Annotated in this window: 11 protein-coding genes; 8 read left to right on the forward strand and 3 right to left on the reverse strand. The window is 36.2% G+C overall.

From position 1 onward, the window contains the following. Positions 1–132 precede the first annotated feature (132 nt). On the forward strand, positions 133–642 hold the full coding sequence (locus FYJ80_RS10280; RefSeq protein WP_154426617.1) for a ferritin: 510 nt from the start codon (positions 133–135) through the stop codon (positions 640–642). Positions 643–759: 117 nt separating this feature from the next. On the opposite strand, the gene FYJ80_RS10285 is transcribed toward FYJ80_RS10280, so the two are convergent. The 3 genes from FYJ80_RS10285 to FYJ80_RS10295 all read right to left on the reverse strand — a co-directional run bounded on the left by FYJ80_RS10285 (position 760) and on the right by FYJ80_RS10295 (position 3,782). Next, positions 760–2,037, reverse strand: coding sequence for a uracil-xanthine permease family protein (locus FYJ80_RS10285; RefSeq protein WP_154426619.1), 1,278 nt, complete (start codon positions 2,035–2,037; stop codon positions 760–762). Positions 2,038–2,145: 108 nt separating this feature from the next. Next, entirely contained in the window at positions 2,146–3,513 is a 1,368-nt protein-coding gene (locus FYJ80_RS10290) for a DUF711 family protein (protein WP_456236613.1), read from the reverse strand. After that, positions 3,510–3,782, reverse strand: a complete 273-nt coding sequence (locus FYJ80_RS10295; RefSeq protein ID WP_154426623.1) for an ACT domain-containing protein — start codon at positions 3,780–3,782, stop codon at positions 3,510–3,512. The genes FYJ80_RS10290 and FYJ80_RS10295 overlap by 4 nt, the downstream gene beginning before the upstream one ends. A gap of 120 nt (positions 3,783–3,902) precedes the next feature. Between FYJ80_RS10295 and FYJ80_RS10300 the strand changes: the two genes are divergently transcribed. The 7 genes from FYJ80_RS10300 (at position 3,903) to FYJ80_RS10330 (ending at position 12,584) form a co-directional block, all read left to right on the forward strand. After that, a complete protein-coding gene (locus tag FYJ80_RS10300; protein WP_154426625.1) occupies positions 3,903–4,595 on the forward strand; it encodes an MgtC/SapB family protein in 693 nt (230 codons plus the stop codon). Between the two features lie 128 nt (positions 4,596–4,723). After that, positions 4,724–5,875, forward strand: a complete 1,152-nt coding sequence (locus FYJ80_RS10305) for an InlB B-repeat-containing protein (protein WP_154426627.1) — start codon at positions 4,724–4,726, stop codon at positions 5,873–5,875. 107 nt (positions 5,876–5,982) lie between these two features. Next, positions 5,983–7,068 carry an ATP-dependent 6-phosphofructokinase gene (locus tag FYJ80_RS10310; RefSeq protein ID WP_154426629.1) on the forward strand — a complete coding sequence of 362 codons (1,086 nt, stop codon included), beginning with the start codon at positions 5,983–5,985 and terminating at the stop codon, positions 7,066–7,068. After that, entirely contained in the window at positions 7,068–7,994 is a 927-nt protein-coding gene (locus tag FYJ80_RS10315; protein ID WP_154426631.1) for a Ppx/GppA phosphatase family protein, read from the forward strand. The genes FYJ80_RS10310 and FYJ80_RS10315 overlap by 1 nt, the downstream gene beginning before the upstream one ends. A 4-nt stretch (positions 7,995–7,998) precedes the next feature. Further along, positions 7,999–10,062, forward strand: coding sequence for a polyphosphate kinase 1 (ppk1, locus tag FYJ80_RS10320; RefSeq protein WP_154426633.1), 2,064 nt, complete (start codon positions 7,999–8,001; stop codon positions 10,060–10,062). 74 nt (positions 10,063–10,136) lie between these two features. Then, positions 10,137–10,505, forward strand: a complete 369-nt coding sequence (locus tag FYJ80_RS10325) for a DUF6709 family protein (protein ID WP_154426635.1) — start codon at positions 10,137–10,139, stop codon at positions 10,503–10,505. Between the two features lie 45 nt (positions 10,506–10,550). Beyond that, positions 10,551–12,584: a peptidase U32 family protein gene (locus FYJ80_RS10330; protein WP_154426637.1), complete on the forward strand. Its 2,034-nt coding sequence runs from the start codon at positions 10,551–10,553 to the stop codon at positions 12,582–12,584. The last annotated feature ends 116 nt before the right edge of the window (positions 12,585–12,700 follow it).

The following is a 12,700-nucleotide window of genomic DNA, read 5'->3' on the forward strand; positions in this document are numbered from 1 at the left end:
TCTTTAAGCTACAAAATGCTCTGTCATCTTGTAGCTTTATTTTTGAATTTTTCTACTTGATATCTTTATTAAAAAGTGATGTAGTATATGCAGTAAGTTATTACTAACTTTTAGTTTAGGAGGAATTCAATTATGAACGAAAAGGTTGCAAATCTTCTCAATGACCAAATTAACAAGGAATTTTACTCCGCATACCTGTATCTAGATATGGCAAACTTCTACTCAAGAAAGGGCCTTAGTGGCTTTGCTAACTGGTATGAGATTCAGGCAAAAGAGGAGCAGGATCATGCAATGCTTATGTATCAGTATTTACATAACAACGATGTTGTTGTAACACTCGATGCAATTGCAAAGCCAGATAAGGTATTCACAACTATTATGGATCCACTCAAGGCTGGTTTAGAGCATGAGAAGTATGTTACTTCTTTAATCAACAATATCTATGCAGCTGCACAGGAAGTAAATGACTTCCGCACAACTCAGTTCCTTGACTGGTTTATTAAGGAACAGGGTGAAGAGGAGAAGAATTCTACAGATTTAATCACAAAGATGGAGCTCTTTGGTGATGATGCTAGAAGTCTTTACATGCTTAACTCAGAGCTTGCTGCTAGAGTTTATTCTGCCCCATCTCTTGTACTTTAAGACTATAATTAGCCTAACAGAGACTATGTCATAGATGATATAGTCTCTATTTTTTTGCAAAAAAATAAGCTACCAAATGAGCTTTTCATTTAGTAGCCTAAAAACTTATTTCTCTTTTTATCTTCTTTTAGCTGGGATAATAAGATTAAGAATGATACCAACTAAGGTTGAAAGCGCAACAGCACCAAGTGAGAATTCAAGTGAGGAGCCAAGATTAAACTTAAGCATACCACCACCAATACCAATTACTAGGATAATTGAGCTAATTGTGAGGTTTCTCTTATCTTGGTAATCAACACCTGACTCAACAAGAGTTCTAAGACCAGAGGATGCAATTACACCAAAAAGAAGAATTGAAATACCACCAAGTACTGGATTTGGAATTGTCTGAATTAATGCACCAAATTTAGGGAAAAGTGATAATAATACAGCAATTACTGCAGCTCCTCCAGTTACCCATACACTATAAACATTTGTGATAGCTAGTACACCAACATTTTCACCATAGGTTGTATTTGGTGGACCACCCCAAAGAGATGCCCATGTTGTTGCAAGACCATCACCAAGGAGAGTTCTCTTTAATCCTGGATTCTCATAGAAATTCTCACCTACTACCTTTGAGATAACGAGAGTATCACCAAGGTGCTCACAAATTGTTGCAAAGGATACGATTAAGAAGGTAAGAATTGGAACAATTGAGAACTTAGGAAGAGAAAATTTAGGGAAACCAAACCATGCAGCATTCTTTACACCCTCAAATGAAATGATATGGTAAGCTGGGAAGATAAAGCCCATGATTAATGTAAAAATGTATCCAATTACAAGGCCCATCAATATTGGGATTACAGACAAAAAGCCTGTAAAGAAGACATTAAATATTACAGTAGCAGCAAGAGTAACAAGCGCAATAGATAAAAATACTAAGCTATAGTTATTATTATCATACATAGCCATATTCATCGCTGTAGGTGCAAGGTTAAGTCCGATAACTACGATTACAGAGCCAATAACAACTGGTGGAAGAGCTCTATGTATCCACTCGGAACCTGCTTTAGAGATGATGAACGCAATTAAAGCATACATCAAGCCTGAACAGAAGGCACCACCCATAGCATAAGGCCATCCATATTGTGATGAAATCGCAATTAAAGGTGTGATAAATGCAAACGATGAACCGATAAATGCAGGTACCATAGCCTTTGTTAAAAGGATATAGATAAGTGTACCTGTTCCTGCTGTGAAAAGTGCAGTTGTAGGTTCAAGCCCAACCAGAATTGGTACTAGAATTGTAGAACCAAACATAGCAAATACATGCTGGATTGAAAGTGGCACCCACTCTTTTAGTGGTGGCTTATCAGCCGGGCCGTACTTTACAGTAGAATTAATTTTTTTCATAAATACTCCCGGGGCCTCATTCTATCCTATTTCAAAAGCATATTTAATAGCATAAATAGAAAAAAGCTCGCATTTTTATCTGCGAGCATAAAATACAACAAAATGCAACTAATTCTTAAAGCTATGAACAGGAGCTGGAATTCGGCCTCCCCTCTTAATGAAATTTTCACAAGAGAAGCTATTAACCTTCATGATTGGAGCAAAGCCTAAAAGACCACCAAATACAGCCTCCTCTCCAACACCCTTTCCATAAACAGGAATAACTCTAACAGCTGTAGTTTTTTGGTTGATCATACCAATAGCCATCTCATCTGCAATTATTCCACTAATTGTTGACTCGCTAGTATCTCCAGGGATTGCAATCATATCAAGACCAACAGAACAAACACATGTCATAGCCTCTAGCTTCTCTAAGCTTAAGGAGCCCGCCTTAACAGCATTAATCATTCCTTGGTCCTCACTAACTGGGATAAAAGCACCAGAAAGCCCACCAACATAGCTAGATGCCATTATACCGCCCTTCTTAACGCTATCATTTAATAAAGCTAAGGCAGCTGTTGTACCAGGTGCACCTACCCTCTCAAGTCCCATAGATTCCAAAATCTCTGCAATAGAGTCTCCTACTGCAGGAGTTGGAGCAAGAGATAAATCAACAATACCAAACGGTATATTAAGTCTTCTGCTAGCCTCCTGAGCTACGAGCTGACCTAAACGTGTAATTTTAAAAGCAGTCTTTTTAATCTTTTCACAAAGAGTCTCAAAGTCACTATCTTTTACTTCCTCAAGAGCATACTTAATTACACCAGGTCCACTAACACCAACATTTACTACATTATCTGTCTCGGTAACTCCATGGAAGGCACCAGCCATAAATGGGTTATCATCTGGAGCATTGCAAAATACTACAAGCTTAGCACATCCTATAGAATCATTTTCACGAGTAAGATATGCACACTCCTTAATGATTTTACCCATTAGCGCAACAGCATCCATATTGATACCAGTCTTTGTTGAACCAAGGTTAACTGAGGAGCAAATGTGCTCAGTCTCCTTAAGAGCCTGAGGAATAGCTCTAATTAAGAGCTCCTCACTTTTAGTCATACCCTTTGCAGGAAGTGCGGAAAAGCCTCCTAGGAAGTTTACACCAACCTCCTTAGCAGCTCTATCAAGAGTCTTAGCTATAAGCACATAATCCTCGATAGTCTTACATGCTGAAGCACCCACTAAAGCGATAGGAGTAACACTTATTCTCTTATTAACAATTGGAATTGCATACTCTCTTTCGATTTCCTTTCCAGTTTTAACAAGATCTCTAGCAACAGTTGTAATCTTTTTATAGATATTGTCACAAAGAGTATTTAAATCATCACTGATACAATCTAGAAGTGAGATTCCTAATGTAATAGTTCTTACATCAAGATTCTCCTTTTCGATCATAGCATTGGTTTCGATTACTTCATTTATATTGATCATCAGATCCTCTGCATCCTGTTAAAAATATCTTCTCTCTGCAGTTTAACAATGCAGCCTATTTTTTCACCAAGCTCCTCAAGCTCACTTGAAATTGTTAAGAATTCCTTTTTTGACCCATTAGTATCAGCAATCATCATCATATTAAAATATCCATCAACAATTGTTTGGCTTATATCAAGGATATTTACATCGTTCTCAGCAAGATATGTACAAATCTTTGCAATAATACCTACGCAGTCCTTTCCTACTACTGTAATAATACTTTTCTTCATAATTACTACTCCACCCACTATTAAACACTTTCCCTCTATTTTTGCAAAGTCTTAAAACAAAACAAAAAATAGTAAAAATTTCTTATTTTCTTTGAAAAATCATCAATGGAAAATAATACTATGAATAGTTACATTATACAAACCCCTGAGTGGGAATATATTATAAGAGTATTAATAGCTGCCATTTGCGGTAGTATTATTGGATATGAAAGAGAAAAAAGATTGAAAAATGCGGGTATTAGAACTCACATTTTAGTCTCCATGTCAGCAGCCTTAATGATGATAATATCAAAGTACGGCTTCTTCGATATAGTATTAATTAATGAAGGTATTAAATTAGACCCATCACGTGTTGCAGCCTCAGTTGTATCTGCAATCGGTTTCTTGGGTGCTGGAGTAATATTCGTAAGAAAGGAAAATACTATTGGTGTAACTACAGCTGCAGGACTATGGGCAACTGTAGGCTTAGGACTAGCTATAGGAGCCGGAATGTATATTTCAGGAATAGTATTTACCTTCCTTGTTCTATTAGTTCAGCTTTTACTCCACAACAAAAGATTTAAGTTCTCAACTCAAACCACAGGCTCTATTGCATTAAGAATAGATAACTCAAACTTCTCTATTGGTGAAGTAAGTGCAATCTTCAAAGAGAAAAAGCTTGATGTAAGGAACATGAGATTAACACTCAATGATGGAGGCCAGGATGTAACAGCAACTATTATCTTCTCAAAGAAGGATAATATAAATGATGTAATGAAGCAGCTTGAAACTATAGGCCAAATTACATCTATTGAAATAACTACCTTCGGCTAATTTGTCTATTCTATATACACTTTGTGTTGATTTAGTAAAGGTTCAACAGCTGTATATAATTTCACACAAACTACATTTGTCAATTTTTTGCTCCTTATATAAGTTGGTTTTTATAAGGAGCATGAAGCATGAAAAAAATATTAACATTTGTAATGGTCTCTGCACTTTGTGTAACTATGCTTACTGCAGCATCTAGTGCAGAAAAGCTTTACAACGATTTTAAAACAGCAGTAGATAACGGAGATACTACTACTGCGATGAAGAAGTATTCCGAATTAGAAAGTAGAGTAGATAAAGAAAGAAGCTCTGCTATCTCATCAATCGAGAAGGCTGTAAGCAAGAATAATAGTGAGCTCTATTACTCTTCTCTTACTGATTTAAGAAATCTTAATTCATACAAAATTACAAAGGATTTAAATGATAAATTCCTAGCAGCTGCAATTAATAGTGATGACAGCACAGCTACCAAGTGGCTTTATGATAACAGCCAATATTATGAGCCAAAGCTTACCTTTAGCTTCTCTAATTCTAGTAGAGGTATAGTAAGAGAGTACTCGTCAGCTATCTCAACAAAACCTGGAACAGAGATAACTCTCCCAACCTCCTCTGATTTAGGAATTAACACTCTTTTAAATGGTCAGCTAGCAGGCTGGGGAATTACTAAGGATAAGGTTACATATAAGCCTGGTGAAACAATTGCTATGCCAAATACAGATCAAACACTATATGCAATCTTTACAAATGGAGTAACCTTTAAGGATGATGTAAGTGGACTAGATACCTTTATCACAGCTGAAAGCGGTGATGAAATTACAGTCCCAGCCTTAGAAAACGATGGAATGATTTTTGAAGGGTGGTACGATAGTAACTCTGGATTATACATCTCACCAACAGAAGATAGCTGGACAGTAAAAGGAAGCGGAGCCTCCTTCAGTGCACTTTGGAAGGCACTTGATATACAAACTCTATCAACTGGAGCCTATTCAACAACAGCGCTACCAACTCAAACACAAATACCACTTACTGTCACGATAAAAAATAGTGGAAGTGAGAATATTAGTGGAGTAAAGTATGAGCTTTATACAGATGACCCTAATATTACCTTAATTGATAATACTGCATACAGTAGAGTTGTACGAAGTGGAGCGTCAGTTGAATTTGGTGGGATAAAGCTAGTTGCCGCAGCTGGAGCAGCAGGAAAAACGATCCCAATAAATGTAAGGATAACAGATGATAGCAACACAGTTTTCTCAACTACATTTAATGTTACCTTTAAATAAAGCTAAAACCGAGGAATAATCTCCTCGGTTTTTTACTTTCTATATACCTATTTTTATTATCAAAGCTATATTTTTTTTGTTAAACTACCTTTAAAGGAGAAGAAAATATGAAAATAGGTATTCTAACAGCAGGCGGAGATTGTCCTGGACTCAATGCAGTTATTAGAGGTTTTGCAAAATATATTTATAACCAAATCCCAGATGCAGAAATTATTGGTATCCAGGATGGCTATAGAGGCTTGATCAATGGAGAGTTTAATAAGCTTAAGGAATCTGATTTTTCTGGTATTTTAAATATCGGTGGAACTATTCTAGGAACTAGCAGACAGCCTTTCAAGCAGATGAAGGTAGAGGACCAAAATGGTGAGTCAAGACTTGACCAAATGGTAAAGAACTATAAGAAAAATAAGCTTGATCTAGTAGTTACTCTCGGTGGAGCTGGAACACATAAAACTGCTTCTCTTCTCTCTGATGCAGGATGTAATGTTATTGGACTTCCAAAGACTATCGACAATGATATTTGGGGCACAGATGTAACCTTTGGCTTCCATACAGCTCTTGAGATAGACACAGAGTGTATCGATAGAATTCATACTACTGCAGCTAGCCATGGACGCACAATGCTTGTTGAAATCATGGGTAATAAGGTTGGTTGGCTTACACTTTATTCAGGTATCGCTGGTGGTGCAGATATTATTCTTATCCCAGAAATTCCATATGACCCAGATGAGGTTTGTAACATGGTTACAAAGCGTTATGAGAGTGGTAAGGCCTTCACAATCATTGCAATTGCAGAGGGTGCAATGAGTAAGAAGGAAGCTAATATGAAGAAGGCTGAGCGTCTTGAATATAGAAATGGTGAAGCAACAGCAACCAACAGATTAGCAAAATATATTCAAGAGAATGCTGGTGTAGAAACTAGAACAGTTGTACCAGGCCATATCCAGAGAGGTGGTAGCCCTTCTCCATATGATAGACTTTTAAGTACAGAGCTTGGTTCCTTTGCTGGAAAGCTTGTTCAGGAAGGAAACTTCGGAAAAACAGTTGCCATAATTAATAACCAAATTACATATAACCGCCTTGCAGATGTAGCTGGTAAGACAAAATATGTAGATGAAGATAACCAAATGATTAAGATTGGTAAATCAATCGGTATTTCATTTGGAGATGGAAAGAAATTCAAAGGTATTTAATGAAAAAGGTTGCTTTAATTGATTACTCATCCTCATCGGTATCTCTTTTAATTGCAAAGACAGAGGGAAGTGTTATGGAGAGTATACTCCATACACGCACTCCCCTTTCCTTCGCAAGCTCTATCTATCAGGATAGAGAGCTAACAGAGATAGAAATATTAGAGATATTAGATATTACCGATAGCTTTATTATTACCTGTAAGGAAAATGGTGTTAGTAAGCTATATGCTATTGCATCTGCCAATCTTTCAAATATCAAGGGTATAGATAGTATCCTTGATATGGTTACAAAAAAGACAGGACTTGAGATAGCTAAGCTCGATATGGCCACAGAAGCAGAGGCTCGACTATTTGCTAATGAGAGATATCATATTCTCCCTCATAGTGCTCTAATAGATTTCGGGTCTACAACAACAAAAATCTATAGCTTCTCAGATTATATCTCTAACGTTCCATTAGGACCTCTTACTATAAGCCAGGATTATGTAAGTGAGGTTATTCCAACACAGGCAGAGGCAAAAAGCATAAAGGCTGCAATTAAGGAGGCTTTAGATGAAGCAAATCTTCCTGAGGAGGGCTTCTTTGAGAATGCAGTATTAGCAGGTGTTTATGCTTGGGCTATTTATCAGCTTTACTCAGAGTATTATAAGCTTGAGTACAACCATGGAGAGATGATAATCCAATATAAAAAGCTAAAAAAACTTGCAAAATACCTTATTAAATCAGAAGAGCGTTCAATGCTTATACTTAAGAAAGCACCTGAGCTAATGAAGCAGGTTGTACCTGCTGTATTACTAGCAAAGGAGCTCTTGAAACGATTTAATATAAACAATATTGTTATCTCTGATTTGGGTGTCAAGGAAGGGATTTTAAAGAGTATCGTTCTAGGTAAGCGGGAACAAAAAGGAATAGAAATAGAGGGTTAAATATATGAGTGACGCATGTAAGGAGTGCATCAAAGGAATATATATTAATAGAGAATACTCTTGGCTTCAATTTAATAAGAGAGTTCTCGATCAAGCAATGGATCTTACAAATCCTTTATTGGAGAGATGTAAGTTCTTATCTATTTTTACTTCAAACCTAGATGAATTTATTCAAGTTCGTCTAGGTTCTCTCTCAAATGAGGCAAAGGACGCTCCTCATGAGGTGGATAATAAAACACAGCTTACAGCTAAAGAGCAAATTGCTGCTATAAATGAAATCCTACCAGCTCTATATAAGGCTAGCAGTGAGACCTTCCATTTTTTAAGAAATGAGCTTTATAGCAAGGGCTTAAATCTAATAAAGCCAAGTGAGCTTAATGAGAAGCAAAGAGCAAATGCAGAGGAAATTTTCCTATCAAGTATCCTACCTCGTGTTTCTCCAGTAGTATTAGATGCAAAGCATCCAATGTTTAAGCTTGAGAATTTAAAAACCTATTTAATAGTTCGTCTAGAGAGAAAGGGTAGATCGATGTTTGCTATCGCAAAGCTACACGCTCTAACTCCTCGCCTATTTAAATTAGCAGGTGGAAAGAAGGTTCACTTAATTACAAGTGAAGAGCTTCTTTCACTCTTTGCAGATAAGGTTTTCCCTGGCTTTACTATTAAGCAAAAGGCATTAGTTAGAATTACTAGAAATGCTGACTTCGATGCATTCTCAAAGGACGCCGATGATGAGTTTGATTACGACTTTTCTCGCCTAATTCAAACCAAGGTAGAGGGAAGAACTAGAGGCGATATTATCCGTCTAGAAACTAACAGTGAGCTTCCAAGTGAGCTATTAACATTTTTAAAGCAGCATCTTGAGACTAAGAAATGTAGTGTCTATGTAGTACCTGACCACTTCGACTATAAGTTTATGTTCTCCTTAGCTGATTATTTCACATATGAAAACATAACAGATTTAAGGTTCAATGCTCATAGACCAGTGTTCCCACAAATTCTATCAAAGTCTACAGATTTAATTAGTGAAGTTAAGCGAAGAGATATCTTTGTTGCATATCCATATCAAAGTATGGATGTGTTAATTAAGCTTTTAAATCAAGCTGCCGATGATGATAGAGTTTCATCTATAAAAATTACTATCTATCGCTTAGCCCATAATTCTAAGATTATCTCAGCACTCCTACGAGCCCGTGAAAATGGTAAAGAGGTAGTTGCTGTCATGGAGCTTTGTGCCCGCTTTGATGAAGAAAATAATCTTGATAATGCTGAATTACTTCAGGAGGCAGGCTGTACTGTTTTCTATGGAGTTGAGGATTTAAAGGTACATTCAAAGATTATTTCTATAACCTTAGATGAGGGTGATAAGGTTAGCTACATTACCCACATCGGAACAGGTAACTATAATGAAGGTACAGCTAAGCAATATACAGACCTTAATATCATTACAGCAAATGATGAAATAGGTGCTGATGGAGCTGCCTTCTTCAGAAGCATTGCTGTATTGGATATTAACCATGAGTACTCACGCCTATTAGTAGCACCTCATAGCTTAAAAAGAGGTCTCTTAGCCGAGATGGATAAGGAAATCGCAAAAGGCAGTGAGGGTGTAATTAGAGCAAAGATAAACTCCTTAACAGATTTAGAGAGTATCGAGAAGCTTGTTGAAGCAAGTAAAGCAGGCGTAAAGGTATCCTTAGTAGTTAGAGGAATTTGCTGTCTACTTCCTGGTGTAGAAAATGAAAGTGAAAATATTTCTATTATCAGTATTGTAGGACGCTTCTTAGAACACTCAAGAATATATAGCTTTGGTAAGGAAGGTGAGGAAAGAGTATATATTGCTTCTGCAGATTTAATGACTAGAAATCTTGAGAAGCGAATAGAAATTGCAACACCAGTTTTAGACAGTAGTGTTAAAAAGAGAATATTATCACTTTTAGCTTTAATCGAAAGTGATAACGTAAAGGCTCGTAGGTTAACCTCCTCCGGTAGATATGAAAAGATTAGAGCGCTCTCTAAGATGATTAATAGCCAAGAGGAATGCATAAAGATGGCAAATTCTCTTTAATATTTTTTAGGTGTCCAAGCTTCAGGGCACCTTTTTTAAATCTTCAGTGCTATAATATAAAAAGAGGTAATAAGATGGAATTTAAAATATTGTATGGAAAAGAGTCTAAGGAGGACTTAACTCCAGATTATAAAACAGCTACTAAATTTGGATCGTTTAGAATTGGAAAAAATGCTATATACTTCCCTGCTCTCTTTGCAGGAACAAAATATATCCCACTAGATGTAATAAATGGTGCATGGGTAAGAAAAAGTACACTTTCAATTAAAGGATGCTGTGCAGGTCAAATTCCAGTATTTGTGCTACATATCAGCTGCGAAAACGACCAAAGTCATAATATTACAATAGATAGAGAAAAGGATGCAAAGCAGGCCTTAAAGCTTATAAAGGAATATCGCCCAAATATAGCTTCTACTCCAGAGGAATTAGTAGCGACTAAATAGTAGCTTCACTTTATTTTAAGTACTTATTTTGTTATCATCGCTCATATGATTGAATTAGCACTTCCTGCTGGTAGCTTAGAGTCTGCCCTTACAGCATTTAACCACGGTGCTGATGCTGTTTATTTTGGTCTTAAAGAATTTTCTGCAAGAAAAGGTGCAGTAAACTTTTCATTTGAGGATTTATCTAAAATTAGAAGATATTCTCTAGAGAATGGTAAAAAAACATATATAACTCTAAACACATTAATCGATGATGAGTCGATAGATAGAGTATGTAAAATGCTAGATGAAATTTCATTCTATGGAACAGATGGAATGATAATTCAGGATTTAGGTGTTGCTAGCATAATAAGAAAATACTATCCAAATCTTCCATTACATGGCTCCACTCAGCTAGCTGTCCACACAAGTGATGGAGTAAAGGTACTTCAAGATTTAGGCTTTGAGCGTGTAGTTCTCTCAAGAGAATTAACCATTAAGGAAATTGAAAAAATTAGAAAAGAGTGTCCTGATGTCGAACTTAAAGTATTCATACATGGAGCTCTTTGCTATGGCTTTTCAGGTCTATGCTCTGCATCTGCACTCAAGTGTAATCGCTCTGCTAATGGTGGAGAGTGCGCACAAATTTGCCGTTCTTGGTTTAGTGATAAGCAAAGTGGGAAGAAGGGTTATTTTTTCAGCATGCAGGATATGGCTGCAGGAGAAAGATTAATTGAGCTAAATAACATGGGTATCGATAGTGCTAAGGTTGAAGGAAGATTAAAGTCTCCTGAGTATGTAGCAGCTGTAACTGAGTACTATCGTTCAATCCTTGATAAGGGATATTCCACAAAAGAAGAAGAGGATAATGTTAAAACTACCTTCCAAAGAAAAAGTAGTGATGCATATCTATCGTATAAGCCTGATAGAGAATCTCTTGTATCGGTTAATTATCCAGGGCACCTTGGACTATATGTGGGAAAAGTAATTAGTGAAAAAGGAAAGCAAAGAGTTATTGAAGCTGAAGAAAATATCGAAAACCATGATGGTTTACAATATCTAAAAAGTGATCAAAATGGACTTTTAGTAGCAGAGAAGTTTTCAGCATCAATTGTAAAAAAGGATAGCGCCTTCACTACCCTATATATCGATACAGATATGCGTCTTCAGGGCTATAGTATTTATAAAATCTCTGATTCAACAAAAAGAGAAAAAACTCCAAATACTAACCTTCCTCTATATAGAAAGCCAATTGATATTAGAGTCGTACTTGATAAAACAGCTATTACTGCAACTTACAATAATATCTCTCTTAAAAAGGATATTGCCTTAGAAGAAGCTAAGAATAAAAAAGATATTAATGCTATCTTTGAAAAAGCTTTTTCAGAATCTGGTACATCTAAATACACTCTTAAAAGAATTGAGGTTATCAATAATTCAGGACTCGATTATCCATTTATTGTTCCATCATTTTTAAAGGAGTTTAGAAGAAACTTCTATGAGCTTCTTGATAGTGAGAAAATAGAGAGTGTAAAAATTGAGGAGCCTCAAATCATTAAGGAAGGCTTTACACTTCCAAATAGATATCTATTAGATAGCGATTTACCATGGTCTATAGAGGTAAAGAAATTAGATGGTAGAGCTTATATTACTCTTCCACCAATTACATTTGATGAAAAAGCTCTATGGGCTAAGGTAGTTGATAAAATAGCGCCTTACGAACATGTAACAATAGGAATAAACAATATATCTCAAGTAAGCTTTGCTAAAGCACACCCAGAATATGATTACTTTGCAGATATTTACCTATATCTACCAAATAGATTTGCACTTGAATTATTAAATAATGAAATACCTAATTTAATTGGTGGGTATCTTTGGTTTGAAAGAAATAATTATTCTCACACTTGGCCTTTTAAACCAACAATTACAAACTATGAGCCACCATACTTTATCTCTCGAACCTGCTATCGTCATGATGCTCTAGGTCTTCCATGTAAAGGGTGTAAAAGGCATGAGGACTTTAAGATTTCTCAAGCTCCAGATACTTTTACAGTAAAGGTTCGTGATTGCATCACAGTTGTAAGAAGGGGCTGTTAAAAAACTCAAAAGTTCTTTAGCAGCCCTATTTTTATGCAAAAATAAAGCCCGGAGCTAGAAAACCCGGGCAAACATGGTAAAATGTAATCGCCAAATTCATTTACCATGAACAAGTT

It is taken from the genome of Bullifex porci (genome assembly GCF_009695635.1).
Taxonomy (GTDB): Bacteria; Spirochaetota; Spirochaetia; order Sphaerochaetales; family Sphaerochaetaceae; genus Bullifex; species Bullifex porci.